At 48.7% G+C, this 25,541-nt stretch carries 31 protein-coding genes and 1 riboswitch; of the genes, 13 read left to right on the top strand and 18 right to left on the bottom strand.

Annotation, left to right across the window (positions count from 1 at the left end; translation table 11 throughout):
* Positions 1–4: 4 nt before the first annotated feature.
* The 3 genes from BLV87_RS02835 to BLV87_RS02825 form a co-directional block, all read right to left on the bottom strand.
* Positions 5–565 carry a hypothetical protein gene (locus BLV87_RS02835; protein WP_093065215.1) on the bottom strand — a complete coding sequence of 187 codons (561 nt, stop codon included), beginning with the start codon at positions 563–565 and terminating at the stop codon, positions 5–7.
* A gap of 97 nt (positions 566–662) precedes the next feature.
* A complete protein-coding gene (locus tag BLV87_RS02830) occupies positions 663–2,498 on the bottom strand; it encodes a TonB-dependent receptor domain-containing protein (protein WP_093065213.1) in 1,836 nt (611 codons plus the stop codon).
* 58 nt (positions 2,499–2,556) lie between these two features.
* A riboswitch (cobalamin riboswitch) is annotated at positions 2,557–2,695 on the bottom strand.
* A 21-nt stretch (positions 2,696–2,716) separates the two neighbouring features.
* Complete coding sequence (locus BLV87_RS02825) at positions 2,717–3,544, bottom strand: metallophosphoesterase (RefSeq protein ID WP_093065211.1); 828 nt, start codon at positions 3,542–3,544, stop codon at positions 2,717–2,719.
* A 155-nt stretch (positions 3,545–3,699) separates the two neighbouring features.
* Between BLV87_RS02825 and BLV87_RS02820 the strand changes: the two genes are divergently transcribed.
* Both BLV87_RS02820 and BLV87_RS02815 read left to right on the top strand, forming a co-directional pair.
* Positions 3,700–4,485 (top strand): TatD family hydrolase, encoded by a 786-nt coding sequence (locus BLV87_RS02820; RefSeq protein ID WP_093065209.1) that lies wholly within the window; start codon positions 3,700–3,702, stop codon positions 4,483–4,485.
* Positions 4,482–4,976, top strand: coding sequence for a hypothetical protein (locus tag BLV87_RS02815; RefSeq protein WP_093065207.1), 495 nt, complete (start codon positions 4,482–4,484; stop codon positions 4,974–4,976). The genes BLV87_RS02820 and BLV87_RS02815 overlap by 4 nt, the downstream gene beginning before the upstream one ends.
* Before the next feature lies 1 nt (position 4,977).
* On the opposite strand, the gene BLV87_RS02810 is transcribed toward BLV87_RS02815, so the two are convergent.
* The 10 genes from BLV87_RS02810 to BLV87_RS18990 all read right to left on the bottom strand — a co-directional run bounded on the left by BLV87_RS02810 (position 4,978) and on the right by BLV87_RS18990 (position 12,661).
* A complete protein-coding gene (locus tag BLV87_RS02810) occupies positions 4,978–5,640 on the bottom strand; it encodes a hypothetical protein (protein ID WP_093065205.1) in 663 nt (220 codons plus the stop codon).
* A 5-nt stretch (positions 5,641–5,645) separates the two neighbouring features.
* A complete protein-coding gene (locus BLV87_RS02805) occupies positions 5,646–6,383 on the bottom strand; it encodes an OmpA family protein (protein WP_175517816.1) in 738 nt (245 codons plus the stop codon).
* Between the two features lie 161 nt (positions 6,384–6,544).
* Positions 6,545–7,582, bottom strand: coding sequence for a motility hub landmark protein FimV (locus tag BLV87_RS02800; RefSeq protein WP_093065201.1), 1,038 nt, complete (start codon positions 7,580–7,582; stop codon positions 6,545–6,547).
* Between the two features lie 2 nt (positions 7,583–7,584).
* Positions 7,585–8,331 carry a phosphate/phosphite/phosphonate ABC transporter substrate-binding protein gene (locus BLV87_RS02795; RefSeq protein ID WP_093065199.1) on the bottom strand — a complete coding sequence of 249 codons (747 nt, stop codon included), beginning with the start codon at positions 8,329–8,331 and terminating at the stop codon, positions 7,585–7,587.
* On the bottom strand, positions 8,309–8,821 hold the full coding sequence (locus tag BLV87_RS02790) for a PAS domain-containing protein (RefSeq protein WP_093065197.1): 513 nt from the start codon (positions 8,819–8,821) through the stop codon (positions 8,309–8,311). Before BLV87_RS02790 ends, BLV87_RS02795 begins: the two co-directional genes overlap by 23 nt.
* 120 nt (positions 8,822–8,941) lie before the next feature.
* Positions 8,942–9,304, bottom strand: coding sequence for a roadblock/LC7 domain-containing protein (locus tag BLV87_RS02785; RefSeq protein WP_093065195.1), 363 nt, complete (start codon positions 9,302–9,304; stop codon positions 8,942–8,944).
* Between the two features lie 36 nt (positions 9,305–9,340).
* On the bottom strand, positions 9,341–9,988 hold the full coding sequence (locus tag BLV87_RS02780; protein ID WP_093065193.1) for a hypothetical protein: 648 nt from the start codon (positions 9,986–9,988) through the stop codon (positions 9,341–9,343).
* Positions 9,985–10,533 carry a GTP-binding protein gene (locus BLV87_RS02775; RefSeq protein WP_217629921.1) on the bottom strand — a complete coding sequence of 183 codons (549 nt, stop codon included), beginning with the start codon at positions 10,531–10,533 and terminating at the stop codon, positions 9,985–9,987. Before BLV87_RS02775 ends, BLV87_RS02780 begins: the two co-directional genes overlap by 4 nt.
* 4 nt (positions 10,534–10,537) lie before the next feature.
* Positions 10,538–11,917 carry a hypothetical protein gene (locus BLV87_RS02770; RefSeq protein ID WP_093065191.1) on the bottom strand — a complete coding sequence of 460 codons (1,380 nt, stop codon included), beginning with the start codon at positions 11,915–11,917 and terminating at the stop codon, positions 10,538–10,540.
* Positions 11,918–11,944: 27 nt separating this feature from the next.
* A complete protein-coding gene (locus BLV87_RS18990; RefSeq protein ID WP_139282112.1) occupies positions 11,945–12,661 on the bottom strand; it encodes a hypothetical protein in 717 nt (238 codons plus the stop codon).
* 186 nt (positions 12,662–12,847) lie between these two features.
* Between BLV87_RS18990 and BLV87_RS02760 the strand changes: the two genes are divergently transcribed.
* The 10 genes from BLV87_RS02760 (at position 12,848) to BLV87_RS02715 (ending at position 19,283) form a co-directional block, all read left to right on the top strand.
* The gene (locus BLV87_RS02760) at positions 12,848–13,243 is read left to right on the top strand and encodes a hypothetical protein (protein WP_093065187.1); all 396 of its coding nucleotides are present in this window, start codon (positions 12,848–12,850) and stop codon (positions 13,241–13,243) included.
* Positions 13,244–13,318: 75 nt separating this feature from the next.
* A complete protein-coding gene (locus BLV87_RS02755) occupies positions 13,319–13,681 on the top strand; it encodes a bactofilin family protein (RefSeq protein WP_093065185.1) in 363 nt (120 codons plus the stop codon).
* 208 nt (positions 13,682–13,889) lie between these two features.
* The gene (locus tag BLV87_RS02750) at positions 13,890–14,084 is read left to right on the top strand and encodes a hypothetical protein (RefSeq protein WP_093065183.1); all 195 of its coding nucleotides are present in this window, start codon (positions 13,890–13,892) and stop codon (positions 14,082–14,084) included.
* Between the two features lie 117 nt (positions 14,085–14,201).
* Complete coding sequence (locus BLV87_RS02745; RefSeq protein ID WP_093065179.1) at positions 14,202–14,519, top strand: (2Fe-2S) ferredoxin domain-containing protein; 318 nt, start codon at positions 14,202–14,204, stop codon at positions 14,517–14,519.
* Positions 14,516–15,373: a 4-hydroxybenzoate octaprenyltransferase gene (gene ubiA / locus BLV87_RS02740; RefSeq protein ID WP_093065177.1), complete on the top strand. Its 858-nt coding sequence runs from the start codon at positions 14,516–14,518 to the stop codon at positions 15,371–15,373. The genes BLV87_RS02745 and ubiA overlap by 4 nt, the downstream gene beginning before the upstream one ends.
* Positions 15,374–15,423: 50 nt before the next feature.
* The gene (gene fabA / locus BLV87_RS02735) at positions 15,424–15,939 is read left to right on the top strand and encodes a 3-hydroxyacyl-[acyl-carrier-protein] dehydratase FabA (RefSeq protein ID WP_093065175.1); all 516 of its coding nucleotides are present in this window, start codon (positions 15,424–15,426) and stop codon (positions 15,937–15,939) included.
* Positions 15,939–16,634, top strand: a complete 696-nt coding sequence (locus tag BLV87_RS02730) for an SIMPL domain-containing protein (protein WP_093065173.1) — start codon at positions 15,939–15,941, stop codon at positions 16,632–16,634. The genes fabA and BLV87_RS02730 overlap by 1 nt, the downstream gene beginning before the upstream one ends.
* A 52-nt stretch (positions 16,635–16,686) precedes the next feature.
* Positions 16,687–16,938 carry a type B 50S ribosomal protein L31 gene (locus tag BLV87_RS02725; RefSeq protein WP_093065171.1) on the top strand — a complete coding sequence of 84 codons (252 nt, stop codon included), beginning with the start codon at positions 16,687–16,689 and terminating at the stop codon, positions 16,936–16,938.
* An 84-nt stretch (positions 16,939–17,022) separates the two neighbouring features.
* On the top strand, positions 17,023–18,006 hold the full coding sequence (locus tag BLV87_RS02720) for a M48 family metalloprotease (RefSeq protein ID WP_093065169.1): 984 nt from the start codon (positions 17,023–17,025) through the stop codon (positions 18,004–18,006).
* 53 nt (positions 18,007–18,059) lie between these two features.
* Entirely contained in the window at positions 18,060–19,283 is a 1,224-nt protein-coding gene (locus BLV87_RS02715) for a malic enzyme-like NAD(P)-binding protein (protein ID WP_093065167.1), read from the top strand.
* On the opposite strand, the gene BLV87_RS02710 is transcribed toward BLV87_RS02715, so the two are convergent.
* From BLV87_RS02710 to hemC, 4 genes are read right to left on the bottom strand one after another with little or no spacing between them, the layout of a single operon-like run.
* Complete coding sequence (locus BLV87_RS02710; RefSeq protein ID WP_093065166.1) at positions 19,278–20,555, bottom strand: heme biosynthesis protein HemY; 1,278 nt, start codon at positions 20,553–20,555, stop codon at positions 19,278–19,280. The two genes, BLV87_RS02715 and BLV87_RS02710, sit on opposite strands and share 6 nt — an antisense overlap.
* On the bottom strand, positions 20,552–21,853 hold the full coding sequence (locus BLV87_RS02705) for a uroporphyrinogen-III C-methyltransferase (RefSeq protein ID WP_093065164.1): 1,302 nt from the start codon (positions 21,851–21,853) through the stop codon (positions 20,552–20,554). The genes BLV87_RS02710 and BLV87_RS02705 overlap by 4 nt, the downstream gene beginning before the upstream one ends.
* On the bottom strand, positions 21,850–22,629 hold the full coding sequence (locus tag BLV87_RS02700) for a uroporphyrinogen-III synthase (protein WP_093065162.1): 780 nt from the start codon (positions 22,627–22,629) through the stop codon (positions 21,850–21,852). Before BLV87_RS02700 ends, BLV87_RS02705 begins: the two co-directional genes overlap by 4 nt.
* Entirely contained in the window at positions 22,622–23,551 is a 930-nt protein-coding gene (hemC, locus tag BLV87_RS02695; protein WP_175517815.1) for a hydroxymethylbilane synthase, read from the bottom strand. Before hemC ends, BLV87_RS02700 begins: the two co-directional genes overlap by 8 nt.
* A 315-nt stretch (positions 23,552–23,866) precedes the next feature.
* On the opposite strand from hemC, the gene BLV87_RS02690 reads away from it, so the two are divergent.
* Positions 23,867–24,310, top strand: coding sequence for a Fur family transcriptional regulator (locus BLV87_RS02690; protein ID WP_093065158.1), 444 nt, complete (start codon positions 23,867–23,869; stop codon positions 24,308–24,310).
* Here the strand turns inward: BLV87_RS02690 and cfa are convergent.
* Positions 24,307–25,485 (bottom strand): cyclopropane fatty acyl phospholipid synthase, encoded by a 1,179-nt coding sequence (cfa, locus tag BLV87_RS02685; protein WP_175517814.1) that lies wholly within the window; start codon positions 25,483–25,485, stop codon positions 24,307–24,309. The genes BLV87_RS02690 and cfa overlap by 4 nt on opposite strands.
* Positions 25,486–25,541 lie beyond the last annotated feature (56 nt).

Genomic DNA, 25,541 nt, shown 5'->3' with positions numbered 1-25,541 from the left:
CAGACTACACCGTAGTCTTCAAACCACTTACTTGCTTGACAGCAACATGCAGCAAAGCCGCAACGGTCAGGTACATGCCTGTAATATACAAACCATGCGGTGCATACTTCAGCAATTGCGCCACAAACCCTGCCACACTGATGTCGACGGATGTACCCGAAAAGGCATAGAAACTACCACTGGAAATCACTTCAGTCAGTGTAAACCCGATCAATACCGCCAGCACTAACTTGCCCAGTGATGCCAAGGTTTCGCCTTGATACTGCCCCGCAAACCAACGCCCGGCAGCAAACATCACACCATAAGCGGGAACCAGCGCAATATACGCCTGCGATACACAGAAATTACTAACGCCAAGCTGGCTAGTGGCGACGTAATCAATCGCTACTGCGGTTGCCATAAATACCCCAAACGCCAACAGATTGCGCAGATAAAATCCGGCAAGGAAAAACACCGCCCACGACGCATCCAGTAAATGGTCAATCACATGAACGCGGGTAAGCAGCATGACCGCCAGTAGAATGCCACCGACCAGCCATTGATTCTTAGTTGAAAGTGTAAACATAAACATCTCCTGTAGGGTGGGTGGAGCGTAGCGATACCCACCATTATTCCAAACCGCTAAAGAGGGTGGGTATCGCATTCGCTCCACCCACCCTACGTTACTTTGGTGCGTATTTAACTGTCACCAAACCATTAACACCATCCTGATTATACCCGGAGTTGGTTTGGTAATCTTTGTCCAATACGTTGCCGAGTTTCGCGCCAATCGTCCAGTCTTTTGCCAAGCGGTAATCAGCGCGTAAATCCAAAGTGCCGTAACCTGACAGCTTCGCGCTCTCGGTGTTGGCATCATCGGTATAACGCTGGCTTTCACCACGCACGGTTGCACCCACACGAAATTTACCCAAAGCACGATCAATATCGACACTGGCAAGCTGTTTCGGGCGGTAGATCAGGGTTTTACCCGCATCCGTGCCACTGCGGTTTTCGGGATTTTGCAGCGTGACATTAGCAGCAATATCCCAACCAGCCAATTGCGTACCTGTACTCAATTCCAAGCCTTGAATCCGTGCCTTGTCCGTTTGGCTGACCTGGTAAGTCGGTGGTCGGTAACTGATCAGATTGTCGATGCTGTTGCTGAAAGCATTCGCTGACCAGGTGGTTTTGCCACCCGCGAGTTTACCAGCGACACCGAGTTCGGCGTTTTGCGATTCTTCCGGCTGCAAGCTCGCATCACCACTGAATGGGTAGTACAAGTCATTGAATGTTGGCGCTTTGAAAGCCGTACCATACGCCGCCGTCACGCGCATTCCGTTGCGAAGGTCACGCCCGACAGCAATGCCACCGCTGTTATGTGTACCAAATTGCTCATTATCGTCATGCCGTGCCGACACTTCCAGCCGATTTGCACCCATGTCGGTTTGGTAGCTGGCAAACAGCCCGGTATTGTCGCGGGAAGTACGGTCGTAAGCACTATCACTTTCCACTGTATCGCGTTGCTGATCCAGCCCTAGCGTTATTGCACCACGGCTGCCTACATCAACATTCGCCTGGAGGGAAGCCGTATCGCGCTGGGTGTTGTAGGTACGAAATGCCGCCAATGGCGTGCCATTGAGGTAGTTGTCAGCATCATCGCGTGCCTGTCCGATTTGTGCGGTTAGCAAGGTGTTGTCATTGACACGGTGTTGCAGCTTGCCAGACAGGGTTTGTTGGGTAAAGTGGGTTTCGTTATTGAAACTGCTGTCGAAGTGGTTTTCACCAGCGGCGCGTAAGGCTGATACTTCCAGTGTGGTATCGTCGGCAAAGCGATGTCCAGCACGCAGCGACAGGCTATCGCGGTCATAACCATCGGCATCCGGCTCTTGGTGGTTGGCAGTAACATCAATGCCATCCGTTTTTTCCGTACCCGCATTCAGGTTGTACCAGGTCGTGGCGTCACCTCCTGCAAGGTTCATATTGGCTTTTTGGGTGTTGTGACTGCCTGCACTGAGGCTGGCTTCGGGCTGGAAACCTTTGCCACCTTTACGGGTGAAAATCTGGATTACGCCACCAATCGCTTCCGAACCGTACAAGCTGGAGCGGGGACCACGCACGACTTCAATGCGCTCCACCTGATCCAGCGGTAAATCTTCAAACGCGACGCTGCCCGTCGTGGCAGAACCGACTTTGACACCATCAATCAGCACCAACACGTGGCTGGAATTCGTGCCGCGAATGAATACCGAAGTAGCTTTGCCCACGCCACCGCTGTTGCTGAGGTTGATACCGGGCACATGACGCAAGACATCGGGGATGCTGCTGGCTTGGTATTTTTCAATGTCCGCACGGGTAATGATGCTGACAGGAGCTAAGGTTGCATCAACGGTACGAGCCTTGCGGTCAGCCGTGACAATGATTTCATCGAGGGTTGTGGCATCTTCTGCCAATACCAGTGGGGATGCCAACAGGCAAAAGGTAACAGTGCCGAACTGCGCGGCAAGAGGGGATAATTTCATGGGGTATGGATTTCCGTAACGATGCGCCCATCGCGCACGTGTATGAAGACGACTCGGCAGAGTCGCGCCTTGTTAGGCCGGTATCGGACTTATCAGATTGATTTAACCTGCTTACCGTTGCGAGGGCAGCGTTGGTATTGCACCAACTTCCCGTTTAACGCTCACCAAGATGAGCGCACCTGAACAGCGACGCACGTTACGGGATTCACCCCATACTGTCAAATCGACAATTTGATGATTTCTTCTTCCACCACAAAGGGCAGATAGTAAACGCGGGTTTCTACCCGACCATCCGCTAACAATACAATATCGCGCCATGCGGGTTGGGTATGGTCGAATTCGATATTTTTACGCACGGGTTTCATTTGTACACAAGTCGCGGGCGTACCGTGCACTGCAACCACCCGCCCATCGGTGTAGGTATACTGCCCATTGAATTCTTGATGGATATGCCCGTTGAACACGACTTTGACTTGCGGGAAATGTTCGACTAATTGCCAGAAATAGGTTTTCTGCTGCAAACCCATCACATCCATCCACTCACTCTCAATCGGCACAGGGTGATGATGCATAAAAATGGCAACGAAATGATCCTCCGGAACACTGCCCAAGTGTTGCTCCAAACGCTCAAATTGTGCTTCACTCAAGCGTCCATCAGGTTTACCGTCAGCATGGGTATCCAGCAACAATAAATGCCAAGCACCTAGCTCAACATGCTCTGCCATCTGTACATTCCCACTGAGATTTTCCTGCATCATCAGGGGAATGTCATGGTTTCCCGGAATCGTATAAACCGGTAAAGGGAATCTATTAAGTAGTGCATTGACACGCTGGTAAGTCGCAGGGATTTCTTCCTGTGCCAAATCGCCGGTTAACAATAAGGCATTGTAACCTTCTGCCATTCCCCCCAAATGCGCCAAAATCGCTTTTAACGAAAGATTGGGGTAAATAGGCATGTCTGTCCAAGTTAAACGACTATCATCACTGGCATAACAGTGACTGTCGGTTATTTGGAACAAACGTACCGCACTCGGTGTTTTTTCCATGTGAATAGCCCCCTCACGAGTCTGTCTTTCCGATAAACCAAGCATATAATTGCATTTTATAATGCATTTCACTCGTTTTGACTAGTTACTTTTTCAGGTAACAACATCTGCTGACATCCTATTCATTACACTCATAATATTGTACTTTACTGCAAATGAAACTGATCGACACACACTGCCACTTTGACGAACCCGATTTTGCCGATGATCGGTTATTATTAATTGACAAAATGCAAAAGCTAGGCGTAGCCGATCTAATTCTCCCAGCAGTCAGTGCTAAACATTGGCCTCGATTGCGCGATATTTGCACCACATCTCCCCATTTTCATGCCACTTACGGTTTACACCCCGTTTATCTTGCTGAACATACCCCAAACGATTGTGTATCGTTACGTCACTGGGTAGAGAAGGAACAACCCGTTGCCATCGGCGAATGTGGCTTAGATTTCTATCTACCCGAACTGGACGTGGCTCAACAGGAATCCCTATTTGTCACACACCTCAGGTTAGCCCGTGAATTTGAGCTTCCGCTAATTATTCACGCCAGACGTTCGCTTGACTGTGTTCTCAAACACATTCGGCGTTTTTCTGGTAAAAATAATTTAAACGGTGTGATTCATAGCTTTGCTGGCAGCCAGCAGCAAGCCGATACGCTAATCAATCTGGGGTTTTATTTAGGTGTCGGCGGCACCGTGACTTATCCACGCGCCCAACGCCTGCGTAATGTTCTCGCTAACGTGCCATTGGAAAGGCTATTACTGGAAACAGACGCCCCCGATCAACCGGACAGCGAATGGCGTGGTAAGCGTAATGACCCCACCCGCTTACCCGTGATTGCCGCTAGCTTGGCAGAACTGCGGGGTGAAAGCATTAACCGTATTGCTGAAGCAACCACCGCAAATGCGATACACTTATTCAAATTGCAACACGAGTCTCTATGAAATACTTTTTTCCTGCCCTGATGGCATTGCTCATCCTCGCTGGCATCAGTCTGGTCGCAACACCCTATATTGCGGAACAGTTTTTTCCGGCGTCAAAAACCACCTTACGCACGGCTGATCCAGAACGCTCCAAACAAGCACTTGCCAACTGGTTTGGCACAGACCCGACCAACGTTACTGGCGTGCAGGCCAGCAACCAAGCCTCTGCACAAGGTAATACCTCATGGTTTATGTTTGGTATAGAACGCCAAGCGGTTGAATATTTCATCCGTCAAAACGGCCTGAAACAGCAAGATTTAACCCCAGAAATCTTGCAAACAACGTTTATGGTACAACAACCTCCCGCATCATGGTGGCAACCCGCCACATTGAAACGCGAAACCTGTTTTATTGGCACAGACGAAGGCCGTGAAATCGGTTTAATTTACAATGCTGAATCACAAGCAGGTTTCTTGATTGTACGTACCTATCAAAAACCGACGAAATTTTGAATCAACAGAGTAGTGCACGGGCATTCTGCGCCCATCCGTCTGGCGGTTGATAGAGATCGCTACCAATAATACGTTGAATTCGCAGCATATCATCTGATGTGAACTCAGCAACTTGGCGATAGGTGACAATACCCAGTGCTTTTAACTGGCTGGCTAACTGCTGGCTAATGCCTTGAATACGGGTCAGATCATCATGCTTGCTCACTTCTGGACGCTGGCTATTTGCGGTTGCTGGTGCGATAGCTAACACTCGTGAGGTTGCTGATGTAGTTTGCAACCTAGTGGATACCTGTTGGTTACATTGCAATTCAATTCGCAAATCTGCCAATGTTTTTTCTTGCTGATGACATTGTGTCAGCAATATTTGGTATTCACTCCGTGTCTTTTCCAGTGTTTTTCTCAGTTCCAGAAACTGACCATACTCACTGTCAACCGGTGGCGTGCTAATTTTACGCAAGATTTTTTCCAGTTGGCGTGTTTTGCTGCGCAGATTGGCATTTTCTACCGTTACATCGTGGTAGTTACGCCGTAAACCTGCTAACTCCGTTAAGCATCCGGCTACCTCCCTATCATAACGCCATTTGGCAACCCAGCCACCAACCCATACGCCCACTAATAGGGCAATACTCAGTAATAATACTATCTGGAAAGCAAGATAGAGCATCCCTGCTACTCCTTTAATACTGTAATTTCAATGCGCCGATTTTGCTGAGCGGCATCAGTATTAGGCTCAGCTAATGGACGTGTTGAACCATAACCTTTCGCTTGCACTTGCTTGGCTTCAATGCCTTGGGACAGCAAGTAATTGCGTACTACCTCGGCACGCGCCTGACTCACGGTCAGATTCCCTAACGCCGTTCCCTCATGGTCGGTATGCGCGGATACTTCAATCGCCATCGCAGGGTGCTTACGTAGCTCAGCCAACACTTGTTCCAACGCTGCTACGGCACTGCTATCCAATTCTGCTCTAGAATATTCAAACTGAATGGCACTCAGATCGATTTGCTCAATTTGATACTGCTTAGAAGGGGTGTGTAAACCAAGGATAGGAGGAGGAGGGGACTCTAAACTCGCAGGCTGTGCTGCGGATGCGCTAACGGGAATCAAGCGATTTTCAACGTAACGTACCCCATAGACACTGCTAACAATCTGTTGCAACAGTTCAGCTTCCGCTTCACCAGCCACCGTGCCTGTCAAAACGCCATCACGCCCATCAAATTGAACCAACTCGGTTGGCAAACCCGATTCAGCCAAGGCTTGGCGGGTTCGTTGTAACAAATCTGTTTCAATAGCGGGTTGTTGTATTAGTAAGCTTAACAGGGTCAATACGGTGACAGCTATTACAGCCAATAGCACAGCGAATGAAATTACTTGCTGTTTGCCTACAGTAAACGCGGAAAAAGCCATTTGACACTCCCAAGTCATTGCTCGAACCATAGAATATAGACCAATGGTTGAGCATTGAGAGTAGAAGTGTTGTGATGTCTATGCTAGTCACCGCAGGATAGAGGGAAAGAACCAGCAGACTAGCAGGATAAGCTGTTAATTTCTAAGTATTAACGGCAAGCTTAGGTGATAAAGGAAAGAATCTCGCGAGCTTCTTGGCGTTGCTGATTGCCCCCTTCTACCAAGACATCCTGTAAAATATCAGCAGCAGCTTCTGAATCACGCAAATCCAAGTATGCCCGCGCAATATCTAGCTTTAAAGCAGCATCAGGATTTTCATCCATCGCTATCGTAGCAACAACGGGTACTTCAGGGTGAGATTGAATAGGCACATCTGCCAGTGTCTCAGCGGGAGCGACCAGTGTAGAAGCTGAAATAGCACCTGCATCCAATGAGGAGGATTCGTGCTTGCGCCACATTAACCAAATCAGCGGCAACGTCAACAGTGCTAATAACCCCAGCAATATCCAAGGCAAATTGCTCACACTGGCTGCTTTGGTTTCAGCAACTGCCGCCGCCGCACGAATCTGCTGCAAATCGTTTTGTAAGGCTTCGTTCTCACGGGTTAGGGTGGCGACTTGCGTTTCCAAGGTTACATTAGCAGCCTTGCTCTCTTCTAATGCTTGTTTGGTCGCATCCAACTGTTGCGGCAAAGTGTTGTCGATAGGGGCAGCAGGCTCAGGTTTTGTGCCACCTGATATTTGCTCTTGCAGCATCTCCTGCACCGCTGCATTTTCTTCCTCAAGAATAGTGATTGTTTCTTCGAGTTCGGCAACTTGCGTTTCTAATGCCTGTATTTTTTTCTGAGCAGCAGGATCACCACCCGCTACTTCTGCCTTAGGTACTAACGGCTTCAGATTGGGAATATCAGCAGGATCAGGTAACTGGAGCGTTTCCCCCACAATCAGGCTATTCACATTTTGGTTACGGAAAGCCTGCGGATTACGTTTGAGGACTTCCTGCATAATGGCCTGACGGCTCCCGTAATCGGGGTAATGTTCCGCAATAATTTTGCCAAGGCTATTACCGGGCTGAATTTCCCATACTTTGTCTGCCGCCAAGACTGCGCCAGACAAACACATGCCTGCCAGAGAAACAGGAACCAGCACTTGCAACACATGGAGGCGTACCTGTTGGTGAAGGGGGGTCAGTTTTTTCATGGTTAGTTAACCAGTGTATCCATCAGGTCAATCATAAATTCGGTATCTTCCTGTTCTTGTATTTCCCAGCCTAGCAACCCCAGACTCTCCAATACACCTTTGCCTTTAACGTCAGCATTCATCGCGGGTAAGATGCGTCGTAAAGCTTCATGCTGTTCCCGCAATCGAGGGCTTGCCAGCAAAACATGACGAATAACGTGTATTTCACTGCGAATCAACTCACGTAACTGACGTTGAATCATGCCAGAAAGCGTATCAAATGCATCCCTAAGAAAAAAACCAACATCCGCTTGGCCTTGCAAAAGCTTTTTAGCCACCAATACATAAGTATCAACCGTTTGTGTTTGGACATTATGAGCTGACAAATCCGCAGGCTCTAACATGATCATCGCAATCAGATTCACATCGGGGTCGTCTGTTGCCACAATGCGTATGCCGGGCTGCAAATCCTCAATGTGTTTTATTGGTGAATCTATCGCTACCGCAATAATCGCCTCGTCCGATTTATGCAAGGGAGTCGCAATCGCTGTAAAGCCCTTTTCCCGCACCAGCATAGCAGCATCAAAGGGGTTGGCGTAAATCAGGTCGATACCATTATCCTGAATAACGGCTCGCTGGCTGGCAAAGTCTGAAAATAATTCCACATGAATAGGCACGCCCAATTGGCGTTGTAACCACGTATTAAAAATATACCAACCTGCAATTTGCGCAGGGGGGAAATCAGGGCTAACCGTCATGACATAAGGCATTGTGTCGCGCCTCCGCTTGCTTTAACTGGGCATAATGTGCGATACAGGCATCGACTTGGGTACGCGAAGGTTTACGCCGTACTGAGGTACAGCTCACCGCTTTCCCCTCCCGCACATTGAGAATAATCGTGGCATATACCCAGTAATAACACCCATCCTTACATAAATTTTTAACATAGCCATGCCATTTATTGCCTTGCGCGACAGTTTCCCATGCTTCCTTGAAGATCGCTTTAGGCATATCAGGATGCCTAAGGATATAGTGTGGCTGTCCAATCAACTCAGCTTCCGTATAACCGGACATCTCCACAAAAGCGTGATTACAATGGGTAATAATACCTTGCAGATCCGTGCGGGAAACGATCAACTTTCCCTCAGGAAAGGGAATCTCCTCATCTTTAACCAGAACACGCCGCGAAGTACCATCATAGTAGTCCAACACATGTTCTGTATAAGGCTCAAGCACATCCTTGGTTGTCATGTCTTCCATCGCATCTCTCCGTGTTGATCCCGGCAGTTTGAGAGGGTGCAGCTATAAACCACCACATCCTCAGCGCTGTATTGACCGAGCCACTTTTTATTTTTATTAAATCGAGATTAGCTATAGCTATTAAATGATTTTACCAATATTTTCAGCAGCACGTTTTACATCCAAGAAAATGAGGCCAAGACGTGCATTAGGTTTAGCTAAGACAGTAACAACGGCTTCATTACCCGCATGTGTCATCAGAATATAACCTCTAGCTCCTTTGATTAGTACTTGCTCCAATGCGCCTCGCGCTAATTCTTCGGCAGTCCTATCCCCTAGAGACAACATGGCAGCACTCATCGCCCCCACTCGGTCTTCATCCATACCGGCAGGTAACATGGAAGCCATCATCAAGCCATCAGTCGATAAGACAGCAGAGGCCTCAATGTCCGCAGATGAACCATTCAGGTCACTGAGGATGGAGTTCAGCATTTCAGAGCGCATCTTGTTTTCTCTCCTTGGTTATCAGTATTCGTTCAATTAAACAGGTATTTCGGTATTACCGTAACGCATTTCTAGGGCCCACACCAACCGTTTAAAGTCTGGCTGGTTGAACTGAGGAATGCCTCCAATAATAAGTGTAAAGCGATTTTGGCCAATATAAAGTGGCCAAAAGCCGACTTCACTGTTACCACTCGCATCTACCAAGCCCCACGCACGCTGGCGGTAGCCTAGGTTACCGTGCAGCAATTCCTTATGACGTGCATACACTGCCGTCAGATTGGCACTGAGGGCAGCGAGTTCTTCCGCTGCTTCATGGGTAAAACCAGCGCTGCCTAAATACAACCCTCGACTTTCCGCCAGAATTGCCTTGCCTTCGTCAGAGAGGGTACGTAATAGTTTAGGCAGTAAGCGCTCTAAGGTTTCCTCAGGAGCCGTTTCGCCTTGCTCCTGCCCCAAAATCAAACCGGCTTCTTGCATCCAATGCACAAATTCTAACGCCCGTTTTTTCTTGTAGCCACTCAGTTCACAGGCAACATCAACCGTGAATAAAGGGGTAGCGGCTTCTTGAAACAGGCGGTGTAAAAACACCCTGCCGGGTTCTTCAGCACTGTCTTGTACAGCGTAGTAAGTACCCGCAGGGGTCACACCTAGATGCAAGTTTTCTGTGAGTATGTATTCGCTCATCCGTTCGTTACTCCCGGATCCAGTGAGAACAACAGCGCCTGAATCAGCATGGTGACATCTTTGTGACTACGTGCATCCACTTCAAAGACAGGTGCTTGCAGCGACAAGGATTCCAGATAACGACGGTACTCCGGCAGCCCCGGTTTACGGTGCAAATCCATGCGTGTCACACCGACCACCATTTGCTGTTTTTCGATAAAGTCACGGAATGCATTGGTGTAAAAACGGATATCCTGAAACGGATCCTTGCGGGTATTATCCAGCAGCAAGATCAAACCGATTCCACCTTTAGTGAGGATATCCCACATAAAATCGAAGCGTTCCTGCCCCGGTGTGCCATACAAATGCACCCGTTCATTTTCGCTCAGACGAATTAAACCATAATCCATCGCCACCGTGGTCTGTGGCTTGCGACTTTTGGTCATATCAGAAGCGTACTCATCCGTTGTAATCGGTTTTATATCACTAATGGCGGCGATAGCCGTGGTTTTACCTGCACCAACAGGCCCGGTAAAAATAATTTTGCGGTTGATCATGCTGCTCATAAAGCTATTTCGTTCCCCCTCCCAACAAACGCTTCAACAAGCGCGAGAAGAAGCCACGATTTTCCTGCTTAGGCTTCTCTTTTTCCCGACTCTTGAGTTTGTTCTGATCCATTTCAAACAGGTTAAGTGCATTGGCTGCCGTGTGGAACGCAAACACATAGCGTTGTGGGATACTCAAGGCACTGGCAATGTCCAATGAACTTGCCGGGCGCTGGTTCCACAATGCAGCGATGCGCATGATATGGGGGAACTGTTCAAGGCGCGTCAGGTTGGGCCAATATTTCAGGGAAATTTTCTGCTCAATCTCAACACCACGCCCCAACCGGCCTCTGGCGGTCAGCAAACTACTCACCCACACAAACGCTTCGATATCCAGCAAAGCATCTGCATCATGCGTTGCTTGCTGTTCCAGTTGTTCGAGTTCCACACTGTTGGGTATATGTAGCGCAATTTGCCCAGCTTGTATGGGATTATTGCACAAGACGCGGAATTCTTCTGACCGGGTGTCAAGAGTGCAGTAAGCCAGTCCCTGTTGTGGCATCAACAATGCGTAATCCTGTGCTGATAACTTAAGGTGCACCGTCTGCTGTGATTCCCTAGCTAACCGCAGTGCCTCCAAAATAGTGCTCAACAAGTAATTTTCCGGGGTAAACAGGGCAACGTCGGGTACCGCCTGCACATCGTCTTGTTCACCACACAAAGCCTTCCAGCGGCGCTCAGCGTCTTCTTGCGATAAGGAATCACCAACAGGGCGATCGACCTCTTCTAAAGAAATATCAGCTTCAGCGGGGTCAAACACTACCATCGGCACATCGACTTCTGGCTGCATCACAGGCGACGTAACAGCCATCGTCTCTTCCGCTTCGTCTTCGTCCGGGAGACTAATCACCAATGAGCGTAACTTTCTGTCTACACGATCTGTACGGGCAGATACGCCAAAGGGCTGAGGCAAATCGCGAAAATGTGCTTCAGCGTGCTGCACTAACGGCTGTTCAGCAGCCACAACAGAGGCAGGTGTCATCGCCGGGCGATGTACCGCATTCAATGCTGGCTCCAAGCTGACCGCCAACTCATAAACCCGATCAACCGCATCCGTTAAGGCACGTGACGTTAGCGGCTTAGGAATCCAAATACAATTAGGCAACTCCACCGGGTGTACCGACAAAATAATCCCTGGCTTGTGTAAAGCAGCGCGTTGTTGCCAGTCAGCTTTAGCATCCGGGTGATCATGGTCAAGGATGAAGGCATCTGCCTCTGCCTCCGGGACAACCTTGAACAAATTGCGCCCCGCTCCTGAGAAAAAAAACTCAAGGATAGCCCGGTTATGCGGGCTAATAGCCAGTAGTGCAACTTTCAAAGGGCCTGTTTTAGAATGTGTCAGCATAAATCCAGCCTGCTTGTCGTTATTTTTTTACCATTGTTCGGATTCCTGCTGTTTTTCCAGCCACAGAGCAGAAATCTCTCGCCCTGCCTCTTGCATCTGCTTAATCATATTGCTCAGCCCATCCTTGCTGCGCGTGTACTGATAAATGTTCACAAGCTCCTGCTCTATCGACTCGTCAGTGTTGCCAGCCAGAACCTCTGCTTCCAACAGCTCCCTCGCGGTATCAATCTGACCATACTCTAAACATGCAAAAACTTCTTCCATCACATTCGAATATTGAGCTGTTTCTTGACTGCGCTCAAGTGTCAATAACTTCACTGCTGCGGCTTCTTGCCCCGTAGACAACACAGAACCTTCACGCCATTGCTGATGCGCCTCGCTCTCACTCGCAGTTTCTAACCATTGCTGGAAAAATAGCTCATCCTGCCGACTCAAATCATCCTTAACCAAGTGGAACAAGTGTTCACGCAACAGATGCCCTGATTGCCCTAAGGCAAGAAAGACATCCTGAAGACTACCTGCTAAACGGCTACGAAGAGACTCATGCTGCGCTAACAAAACCCTCTGGGTATGAGCACGTAAATCTTGAGGGTAGCGACGAACATGATGCGACAAGAATCGCCACACCCTCAACGTTTCAGGATGCTGATGCAAACGAAGCTGGCGTTCAGACGCAAGACTAAAAACTAAAGGTAATTCTGGCGGGGGCTGAACTTTTCCGCTGCGCAATAATTTTCCTAGCATAATTTTAGGGTCACACCAAACACTCAACAATGGTTTATAGTATATTCTTTCAGGATACTAGAAGACTTTTTAATCATAGTCTATAAGCGCTCCAGAAAAATATTTTTCTGATGAAAGGTGAAGTTTTCTATTAACGTGAGACTGCTACAATAGGATAGTCCGGTAATTTAAGGTGAGAGGGAGCCGATGTTTTACCTAACCATACAAATTGCTTTCTTATTAACCCTAGCTATTTTTATCGGCGTGGCGATTGGCTGGTGGGTTGCCAATAAAATAAAACAATCACCCACGTTACCCCAAGAAACATCTGATAATCCTTTCGATGCACGGTTTCGCTTGGAACAATGCCACCGTGAAAATGCAACGTTAAGACGTGACTTGAAAGAAACCGAAGAACGTGCTGAGAAATTAAATGCACGCTTAGACAACAGTACACAACACGATGATAACGTGCTGGAACGCCTAGAAACCTATGAAATTCGTCTAGAAGCCCTGATGGAAGACTTGCAAATGCGTGATGATACTATTGCGGTGCTAGAACAGGAGTTAGAACAACTACGCGATCAGCGCAATAATGCATGATGTTTTGTTTAACACCTGCTACTATTCTTGACTTAATTATCTTGATTTTCCGACCTCAATAAATACGATAAATACATGACAACCAGAAATACCTCTTCAGCTTCGCTGCTGGAAAAAGACCTGGAAATTATTGGCAACATTGCCTTTCAGAATAATTTATATGTTCATGGGAAAATTAATGGCAACATTATTGCCCCCATGGATTCACGAGCAGCGCTGTACATTCAGAGTGACAGCGAAGTAATCGGTGAAATACGCGCCCCCTTAGTGGTTGTTTCAGGCACTATTTGTGGCGATATATTCGTCTCTCGCCGTATTTCACTGAAGTCTACTGCTAAAATTAATGGCAATATCCATTATGTTGAGATACAAATGGACGAAGGTGCTGAAGTTAACGGTGTGCTTGCCAGCCTGAACAATACTTCTGATACCCAATAAGCAATATCGCTATTTTATTAAAAACTTATACACAAAGTTTAAAACAGTGCTACGCTTAGCAACGTAGGAATACCCATCAAGGGTAAGCAAGGATTGCACATATAGAAAGGTGACATTCAAGGAATCATGAAGGTCACCGGGTGTTAGTTCGCACAAAATGCGTTCAGCACTTAACTTTTTTCAAGTCAACTTTTGTGGAGATAAAACAATGACTCAATACCGTGTACTGATCGCTGCTTTGCTGGCTGCTTTCGCTCTGACTGCTTGTGGTGAAAAAGCTGCTGAAGCACCTAAAGCTGATGCTGCTGCTCAAACTGCACCTGCCGCTGACCAAACTGCACCTGCACAAGCTGCTCCAGCAGCACCTGCTGCTGACCAAGCTGCACCTGCTGCACCAAAGTGATCATTAGCCGTTAGGCGAATAGATACGAAACAGGGTGGATTTTCCACCCTGTTTTATTTTGTGGGTATGGACACCTCTGGCATAATGAACCTCTGTTCTTTAGGCAAGCAATGACCCATGAGCTACTATCAATATCATGTCTTTTTTTGCACCAATCAACGCGCGGATGGCGAATCCTGTTGCGCTCAGTTTGATGCCCAAGCCATGCGTGATTATGCCAAGCAACGCACTAAAGCGTTAGGTTTGCACAAAGACGGCAAGTCGCGAATTAACGCTGCTGGCTGCCTGAACCGTTGCGCCGAAGGCCCGGTTATCGTCGTGTACCCTGAAGCTATCTGGTACACCTATGTCGATCAAGAAGATATTGACGAAATTATCGAAAGTCACTTGCAACACGACAAGCCCGTCAAACGCCTGATGCTTGATCCACAATGATGACAAAGCTGCGCCATTATGCGCATTTGGTGAGGCTGGATCGGCCTATTGGCATCTACCTCTTACTATGGCCGACCCTCTGGGCGTTGTGGATAGCGGCAGAAGGTGTACCCAATCTGACCATACTTTTAGTATTCATTGCCGGAGTCGTCTTAATGCGTTCAGCCGGTTGTGCCATTAATGACTATGCAGACCGCGACGTTGATCCCCACGTTGCCCGTACCAAAGCCCGCCCGCTTGCTGCCGGACATCTTTCACCAAATGAAGCATTAGGCGTTTTTGCCGTATTAAGCTTACTGGCTTTCGCACTGGCTTTATTGCTTAATGGGTTAACTATCGCACTGTCAGTGGTTGCCGTGTTGCTGGCAGCGACTTACCCTTTTATGAAACGCTTTCACCATTTGCCGCAAGTACATTTGGGCGCTGCGTTTGCTTGGGCAATTCCTATGGCTTTTACCGCCACCACCGGCACAATGCCGCCCTTGGTTGCTTGGCTATTATTCTTAGCTGCACTGCTGTGGACAACCGCATATGACACCATGTATGCCATGTGCGACCGTGAAGATGATGTGAAAATTGGAGTTAAGTCCAGCGCCATTCTGTTTGGCGAGCATGACCGTTTGATCATCGGCATCTTGCAAATATTGACCCTGTTATTGCTCATGGTAGTGGGTATTCTAGCGGAACTCGGCCTGTGGTATTGGCTAGGCTGGTTAGTCGCTTGCGGACTCTCCGCTTACCAGCAATGGTTGATTCGTCATCGGGAACCACAACCCAGTTTACAAGCTTTCCTCAACAACCACTGGCTGGGCATGGCTATTTTCATCGGCTTGGTAGCTGATTATGCTTTCTGAGACAGATTCCGTTACAATCTTCCGCTTTATGACACTCTTGAGCTTGCATTATGTCCAGACAATCCAGTTTTACCCGTGAAGAACTCCTGCAATGTGGTCGTGGCGAAATGTTCGGCCCCGGCAATGCGCAATTGCCAGTCCCCAATATGTTAATGATGGATCGTATCGTCGAAATCAGCGATAACGGTGGTGCACATGGCAAAGGCCACATTTTGGCAGAACTGGATATTACTCCGGATCTGTGGTTTTTCGATTGCCATTTCCCCGGCGACCCAGTGATGCCCGGTTGCTTAGGTCTGGATGCCATGTGGCAAATCATCGGTTTTTACCTAGCTTGGCTTGGCAACCCCGGTCATGGGCGGGCACTGGGCGTAGGTGAGGTAAAATTCTTCGGTCAAGTACTCCCAAAAGCCAAGAAAGTAACCTATAAAATTGAATTAACCCGGGTCATTACTCGCAAACTGGTAATGGGCATTGGTAATGGCAGCATGGAAGTTGATGGGCGTGAAATTTACACAGCCAAGGACTTACGTGTTGGTCTATTCACGTCAACGGATAATTTCTAATGAAACAGCTAGTCGCTGCGGTTTTGCTTTCATTCTCTGCACTCAGCAGTAACGCTATTGCTGAACCCCCCACCGTTTACGACCGTATGGCTTTTGCTGTTATTGCAGAAAAAGAAGTGCCTAACGATATGCTGACCGCGATACTTTACGCCGAGCAACAAGGGCAAGACACCGCAGCGATGGCTGATAGCATTAATCAAACGATCACTTGGGCACTAGACCTCGCCAAACAAGAAACTGCGGTAGACAGCAGTACCCTAAACTACATCACTAACCCGGTGTACACTGATGGGCGGGTCACGGGCTGGCAAGTACGCCAAAACATCCAGCTAAAAAGTAAAGACAGTAAAATCCTCAGTGGCCTGCTAGGTAAATTGCAGGAAAAATTGCGTATCGAAGGTATTCACTACAGTGTTTCCCCTGAAGTCAAAGCCGAAACCGAAAAAAACCTGATCGACCAAGCCCTGAAAAATTTTAAGGAACGGGCTGACCAGCTCAAAGCCGGAATGGGTCGCGCAGAATACCGCATCGTGCGCCTAGACGTGCAAGCACTGGGAGGCGAATCACCACAAGCACCGATGTATCGGATGGCAGCAATGGCACTCGATGCTGCACCAGCACCACCCTCATTGGAAGGCGGTAAACAAAACCTGCAAGTGAATGTGCAAGCCGAGATTGAACTTTCGATTCAATAACGCTAAGATGTTGCGCTTTTCGCATATACCCGAATAACTTGAGGATTTCAACATGAAGCCCGGCATTCACCCTAACTACAGAGAAGTCGTCTTTCAAGACCTGACTAGCGGCTTCGCGTTCCTGACCCGCTCCACGGTCAATACCCGTGAAAATATCACCTGGGAAGATGGCAAAGAATACCCATTGGTAAAAGTGGAAGTTTCCAGCCAATCTCACCCTTTCTACACTGGCAAGCAAGCGGTTAGCACCACGGCTGGTCGTGTAGACAAGTTCAAGAGCCGTTATGCACGTGGTGGCAAGTAAGTCCTAGCAGACTGTTCCAGAATCATGCATCATTAAAAGGCGCTCTTTAGAGCGCCTTTTTTGTTTTTGACGGAGAACGATAATATGCGGCTAACTACCTTAGTAACCAGCATCCTCCTCAGCAGTGCTACACTGCTGGCTGGTTGTTCTGCCAACCCGGTTTCAGGTGAAAATCAACTCTCCCTGATGTCAGAGGCTGAAGAAATTCAGACAGGGCAACAAGCACACCGAGAAATTCTCGCTAAAACGCCCCCTTACCAAAATGCGGCTATACAAGCTTATGTCAATCGTATTGGGCAGTTAATGGCAGCACAAAGCCACCGTAACAATCTACAGTTTACCTTTACAGTATTGGATGACCCAGCCGTCAATGCATTTGCCTTACCCGGTGGCTACATCTACATCACCACTGGCCTGATGGCTTATCTGAATTCCGAAGCAGAACTGGCGGGTGTGCTCGGACATGAAATCGGTCACGTTGCTGCTCGCCATAACGTCAGTCAAGCCTCTTGGGGCGTGGTAGGCGGCATTGTCACCAGCGTTCTCAGTGAAAAACTGGGCAATAAAGATCTCATCGGAACCCTAGGTGAACTGGGCTTAAGCAACTACAGCCGTAACCAAGAACTGGACGCAGATGGCTTAGGTGCTGAATACCTCGCCCGTGCTGGCTACGATCCAGCCAACATGGCCAATGTGATTGCCACGCTGCAAGCCTATGATCAATTCAAAGGCGGCAGTTCAGACCCTTATCGTGACCTGTTTTCCACTCACCCCAACAATGACCTACGCTTACAGCAACTGATCGGACAGGCGCGGCGCTATGGTACTGGCACACGCGACGCAGGTCATGAAACCTACTTACAGCAAATCGAAGGTTTACGCCTACCTCTGGGTAATGGACAAACTGTACAGGTACGCTTGCTCACAGCACGCCCCGGCGATACATTCGATAACCTCGCACGCTCCAGTCGCTTAAGCAACAATCCAGCCATGCATTTGCGTGTACTGAACGGCCTGTTCCCGAATGGTGAACCACGCCCCGGTCAGTTACTCAAGACCATACAATAAGCTTACCGCACACAGTTAGCCCCAATACATTAAACCCAGCAGGCGGAGGAACCATGTCTACGTTAAAAGAAGATGCGCTGAAATATCACGCTGAACCACGTCCCGGCAAAATTGCCACCCACATCACCAAACCAACCGCAACGCAACGGGATTTGGCCTTAGCCTATTCACCCGGCGTTGCCGAACCAGTACGCGAAATCCACAAAGACCCAGAAGCGGCCTACCGTTACACTGGCAAGGGCAATCTGGTTGCCGTCATTTCCGATGGCTCAGCGGTGCTGGGCTTAGGCAATGTCGGCGCACTCGCTGGCAAACCCGTCATGGAAGGCAAGGGGCTGTTATTCAAGCGTTTTGCCGACATCGACGTCTTTGATATTGAGGTTGCCACCCAAGATGTGGAAGAGTTCATCACCGTGGTGAAGAACATTGCGGGTACTTTCGGTGGGATTAATCTGGAAGATATTTCCGCACCACGCTGTTTTGAGATCGAAAAGCGCTTACAAGCGATGCTCGATATTCCCGTATTTCACGACGATCAGCATGGCACGGCAGTCATTATTGCGGCGGGTTTGATGAATGCGCTGGAACTTCAGGGCAAAACCTTGGCAGAAGTCAACATCGTGTGCGTCGGTGCGGGCGCGGCGGGGATAGCCTCGATGAATTTGCTAGCAGCATTAGGGGCGAACAAGCAAAAGCTGTTGATGGTGGATAGCAAAGGTGTATTGCATACCGGGCGCACGGATTTGAACACTTTCAAACGGGATTATGCGGTGGATACCGACAAGCATACGCTGGCGGATGCGTGTCAAGGTGCGGATGTGTTCATCGGTTTGTCTGGCCCCGACATCATGAGTATTGAGATGCTCAATAGCATGGCAGCTAACCCGATTGTGTTCGCGTTGTCTAATCCTGACCCAGAAATTAATCCAAACGTAGCCTTGGCACTACGCAGTGACTTGATTATGGCAACCGGACGCAGCGATCACCCTAACCAAATCAACAATGTACTCGGTTTCCCGTTCCTGTTCCGGGGTGCGTTAGATGTGCGTGCTCGCTGCATCAATATCGACATGCTCAAAGCAGCCGTATACACCTTAGCTGCATTAGCACGTGAACCTGTCCCCCAAGATGTACTAGATGCTTACGGCTTAGCATCGTTAACGTTTGGAAAAGATTACATCATTCCTAAACCTTTTGACCTGCGCTTACGCGAACGTGTACCCATTGCCGTCGCCCAAGCAGCGATTGACAGTGGTGTTGCACGTCTTCCCTTATAAACCGTTATAAGGCGTTAGTGCTGGCGGCGTCTGCGGGTTGACCTGCGGACGTTGCGTTGGGGTTAAATTTAGCTTTTCACCCTCACTACGGATGCAATAACGCAATCCCATGCGGTAACAGCGTTGCGCATTTTCCGGCTCTTTCATGGTTTCCAACAATTCTGCCAACTCCAAATAGCCCTCTCTACTTGGTGCTTGATTAAGACTGGCTTCGTAATAGCTTTTTGCCATTCCCCATAATTTTTGCTGGTTATATAAGCGTGCTAACAGCAACAGCAATGCAGGGTTGTTCTCAGGTTGACTGAGTTGCCACTTTTCTGCTTGTTGGATGGTATTGCCAAGACTGTGATGCTGAATACGCCCGTACAAATCGGCCAAACCATCATCCCAACGTTTGTTCAGAATGCTACTGATAAAGCTATTACATGCCAAATCATCCCCTGCGGTGTGTAAAGCTTTGGCATAGAGCAAAATAGCTTCGTGATTTTCGCGAATCAGGGCTGGTAGTTTTTTCCACATGGCCTGTAGCTTATCGGTCTGCCCTGCCTTAGCATAATGCTGAAACATGGCTTTCAAGGTTGCACCTTGAACTTTGCTCATGTCGTCATTTTTCAACAAGTTTTGTTTAGCTAAATCGGGCAACAAACCCAATAAAGCATCCCAGTTTTCTTGCCGATACAATACCTTAGCCAGCAACTTCAGCACATAAGGATGCTTAGGGGAGAGATCGCGCAAACGCACTAAGGTAGCGTGTGCTTGTTCTAGCTGCCCACTACCGAATTGCATTTCAGCTTGCGAAACACCCACCGCAACATTGGCTTTACTATCACTTTCAATCGCTTGTTTGAGCAACTCATCCCGGCGTTCATAAGCTTCACGCATGTGCGCCGCCCTTGCTGCCGCCAAGTAATTCAGCAACGGTGTATCGCTGTAAGGTGCATGATCCACCAACAATTTTTCTGCTTTATCCCAATGACCTTCCGTTAACTGAATCAGCCCTTGGGTTAGCGCCCGGTTAGCCTTGCTCCCCAAACGTGCAGCACGAAACCGGCTGAAGCTGCGACGCATTCCAAAGCCGTGACGCAGCAAACTAACCAACAGGTAAAAACTCACACACGCCAACAGAACTAAAGCTGCCAACGTGGCAGTCTTCATCTCGAAACTCCACACCCCCCACGTAATGGTGGCGATGCCAGGGTTTGATAATACCAGTTGCCCCATCCACACGATCAGAGCGATCAGGATCAGCAACACGATCAGGTAAAACATCATTCGCGTTTGCCTCCCTCTGGTTTAGCCTTGTCCGTGGTTTTTGCAGGTTTCGCTGCTTTGCTAGCCTCCTCATCCCCCGTATCCACCGCTGTGGTCTCAGCATTATTACTTTCAGCTTCCTGTATCACCCTAGAGGCTTCCGCATGACGTGCACTTTCCAATTGCTTGAGGCTGGCAGAAATATCCGGGATAACCGGTTGTAACTCCAACTTACCGATGTCATCCAACTCAGCCAATACCGATTTAGCCTGATCAGACGGGTAATACTCACTCAGCGTTTCCTGAATCAATGCCAATTGGGCACGAAATCCCACATGATCACGCTGAAGCACCAATAAACGTAGATTTTCGAGCCGCAGTTGCAAAAGTTGGAACAAATGTAATCGCGCATCCGCATCCAATTGCATTTGCAAGGGCTTGTCGTGTTGACGGATTACAATCGCCTCGTTGAGGGTTTCCAAGGCTTTACGCTTGTAGTCTGCCCACAAAGAATTACCGGTCACATCCGCCTCAGTCGTATCAGTCAGGGTCACTGATTCTCCCGCAACAGGTGTCGAACTCAAGGCTGGTAAGGGTTTTAAACCCAGCATCAGCGCATTAATACGTTGGGAAACGCCCACAATATCAGGGACAGGCACAGCTTCTAAAGCAGAAATATCCCGTGCAATCTGTTGACGTACCGTCAAGTAATTAACCGAACCCACTTTTGCTAGCAAACCATCCGCTTCTTTCAAAGCAGTAATCGCAGTACGCACATCTTGCGCCAAATGCAATTGCCGCCCGGCCAATTGCAGCAGAAACTCGACTTCCGTAATTTGCCATTCATTAGCGCTGGCGGGTGTTGCACTTTGCTGCATTTTAGCTTGCAAGAACGTGACCTGCTCAACTTGTGAGGCCACCGTATCCGCAAATTGGCGGGTTTGATTTTGTAGCCGCGCCATTTCCTGAAGTGCTTGATCATTATTGCTTAATGCCTGCGCGGTCTTAGCACCCAAATCTTGCCGCAAAGTATTCAGCGCATCGCTGGTGGGTACACTTTGTAACTGTTCACGTAATGTCGCAATTTCTGCCTCATTGCTACGCGCTTTGTCATTCATACGCTGCCAATGCTTATAGCCCGCCGCAATACCGATAGCAGTGAAAGAGAGTGCCAAAATAGACACAAACACGGCAAAACGCGCCCCCGTTGATTTTGGTGGGGCAACATACCCAACATCGTTACCGAGGTGATCAACAGCATCTACTGCCGTGTGCAAAGTCCCATCATCAGCTTCATGTGTCGCTGCTTTATCAATCATGGTTGGAATTCCTGTACCCAATGGAGGAGTGCCTGCAACATGGCCTCATCACCGGGGTTGTCTGCAATGCGGATGGTTCCGGTAAATCCGGCTTGGCGTGCCGTTGCCAACATACGCTGGCTACCAACCAGCAAGGGAACCGTTTTTATCCAATCGGGATTACCCAGCATGACGAGCAGATTCAATAGCCCCTCGCTACTGGTGATACTGATTATATCAAGCTGCTGCTGTTCATGAAGGGATTTCAGTTGATTGGCGTCGATTTGTGGGCAAACCCGTTGGTAAACATCAACGTAAGTCACTTGCGCACCACGTTCACGCAAGGTATCCGCGAGTAATTCCCGCCCTCCTTGCCCTCGAAAAATCAGGATATGTCGATTCGCTAATTGTTTTGTTTGCGGCAAAGCAAGGAAATCTTCACTGGTAAACCCCTGCTGTGGAATCCAATGCGCTGTAAAACCATGCTGCTGCAACGTACGCGCTGTCTGCTTACCAATCGCACCCAACGTCAAGGTCTGCAACACTTCGCCTTGTTGCATGTCTAATAAGCTCAAACCATAATTGACCGCATTAGCACTGATGAACACCGCAGTATCATAACGTGATAGCTGTGCCAACGTTGTTAATGCCGCTTGAGGATTCTCCAGCGGACGCACCTCAACCACTGGCAATAACTGCACGACAGCTCCTGCTAGCTCCAAGCGTTGACGAAAACCCTCTGCCTGATGAGCAGGACGTGTCACCATTACATGCAAGTCATGCAGTGCTTTAGGCATGAATCCCCAGCAAGGCCAGCACTTTATCTCCACCTTGTGCCAGCAAATTCTCGGCAATCGCCACACCTAAAGCCTCTGGATCGACCGCACAACCGTGTTGCTCACAACGATACATCGCCGAACCATCCGGGAAACCAATCAACCCGCGCATTCGCAATACCCCCTCTTGCAACTCAGCAAACCCCGCGACAGGTACTTGGCAACCACCGTTAAGGCGGTGATTCATCGCGCGTTCGGCACGCACACACACCGTAGTTTCCGCATGACGCAACGGTGCCAGCAAATTTTCCACCCGTGGATCATGCCGACGACACTCAATGCCGACCGCACCTTGCCCAATCGCAGGCAAACTCTGTTCGGTGGACAAATAGGCGGTAATGCGTGACTGGAATTCAAGGCGAATCAACCCGGCAGCCGCCAGAATAATGGCATCGTATTCACCATTATCCAACTTCGCCAAGCGGGTATTGACGTTGCCGCGTAAATCCTTAATCTGTAAATGCGGGTAACGGGCGCGGATTTGCGTCTGGCGGCGCAGACTGGATGTGCCAACAACTGCCCCGTGCGGCAACTCATCCAAGGTTTGGTAACGGTTGGACACAAACGCATCGCGAGGATCTTCGCGCTTTAAAATAATAGGTAAGTGTAAACCTTCAGGAAATTCCATCGGCACATCTTTCATGGAGTGCACTGCAATATCCGCAGTTCCTTCCAACATCCCTAACTCCAACTCTTTCACAAACAAACCCTTGCCGCCGATTTTGGATAGCGGACTATCCAAAATTTTATCACCACGTGTCACCATACCCACCATTTCAATCTGAAGGTTGGGGTGAAGTTCCTGCAAACGGCGAGCGACGTGTTCGGCTTGCCACATGGCAAGCGGGCTAGTACGAGTAGCAATACGAATAATTTCGGACATGATTCCTGCGCGTGTCTAATCCAAATGATAGCGTAACACTTTACGGCAAAGTGGGCTTAACTTCCATCCTTGCAAAATATTTGCGATCAAAGTTTAACCATAACCCTTGTATTTTTTTATATTAAGGCTACATTAAGGATACGACCAACGGAATGAAAAAATAACATGGAAGTTATACTTATCTCTTCCTCTTAACGTGGTTGTTCAGGGACGGGCGAAATGATCAGCCCCCATAATATTTCGCTTGTAACGTGCCGGATCTTTAGCCCGAATCCGGCACTTCCTTGATTACTTTAAGAGTGCTAAAGTGAGCGAATGACTGCACTCCCCTATGAACAAACTGCCCGTACACTACTTCAGCAATCCAATGGTCGGGTAACGCCTGCTAGAATTGGCGTACTCAGCATACTGCTGGAAGCCAAAACCGCTCTCACCCATCAGGAAATTGAACAGCTCGCCCAACAACAAGGCGACACCTTTGACCGTGTAACCCTCTACCGTGCCTTGGATTGGTTGGTGGAACACCATGTGGCGCATAAAATTGCTGGAGTAGACCGTACTTGGCGTTACAATGCCCAAATGGGGGTTCCACAGCAACACGCCCATTTTTATTGCAAACACTGTGAACACATATTTTGCTTAGAAAATCTTCAACCCGCTTGGCTATTTAGCCTTCCCCCCGGCTATCAACTTGAGGAAGTCGAACTTAATCTCCAAGGGCAATGCCCGGATTGTGCGGCTGGCTCATCTGAGGTTTAACGCGGCGCATCGTAACGTTGGCGCTGCCGATTACGCTGGCGTAGCACCAACTGAAACAACTGCAACTGCCTGCTACGAAAGGCTCCCGCACACGTTAGTAAGTAATACTCCCACATGCGGCGGAAACGTGCCGTATAACGCTGCTGTAGTTCTGGCCATGCAACACTGAAACGCTGCTGCCAAGCCAAGAGTGTCGTGTCGTAATCTGTACCAAAGTTCTGCACATCTTCAACCACGAAATGCGGTTCACACGCCCATGCAATTTGAGCGAGAGTGGGCAGTTTACCATTGGGGAAAATGTAACGCTCAATCCAAGGATCCGTTGCCTCTACCTGCCGATCAGTCGCAATAGTATGTAAGACAAAAACACCATCCGGTTTTAACACCCGTTGCACCATTGAAAAATAAGCAGTGTAATTTTTTAACCCTACGTGCTCAAACATACCGACAGACACTACCTTGTCGAATTGCCCCATTATATCGCGGTAATCCTGTAAACGGATGTCGACCGGCAAACCTCGGCAGCGCTCTTCTGCCAGTACTTGTTGTTCTCGTGACACCGTAACCCCCGTTACCTTTACCCCGTGATGGCTCGCAGCATACTGTGCAAAACTACCCCAGCCGCAGCCAATATCTAACACCTGTTCTCCCGGTTGCAATGCCAACTTGCGGCACAATAGATCCAGCTTGTTTAACTGCGCTTGTTCTAAATCGCTGGCGTCTTTCCAGTAACCACAGGAATAACACATACGGCTATCCAGCATCATAACGAACAGGTCATTGCCAAGATTATAATGCATATCTGCCACTTGATAGGCTCTGTGGCTAGATTGCAGATTGAACAAACGGGTACGTAATACTTGCAACCAAAACTGAGGATTATGACGTAATATTTCATCAAGGTTTGCCTGCAACAGCCGGGTCGTGAGAGAGTCAATACTGCTACAATCCCACCAGCCATCCATATAGCTCTCCCCCATCCCAAGGGAGCCTTGTTGCAAGATGCGACGATAAAAACGCGAGTCATGGACATCCAGATCAAACGCCTGTTTACCTTCCACCCCCACACCTGCGCTTGCCAGCAACATCCGCACACTGCGCTCATTGCGTCCCATACGCCGTTGAGGAATCTGGAATACCGATTTATCAGTATGCTGAACCGTTGGTGTACTCATAAATCACCTCCTTCGCACTATTCAAACATAGCATTCAGGCTTGCTCTTGGCTAAAC

The sequence above is a fragment of the Thiothrix caldifontis genome, from assembly GCF_900107695.1.
GTDB lineage: Bacteria > Pseudomonadota > Gammaproteobacteria > Thiotrichales > Thiotrichaceae > Thiothrix > Thiothrix caldifontis.
This window is presented reverse-complemented; position numbering and strand designations above follow the sequence as displayed.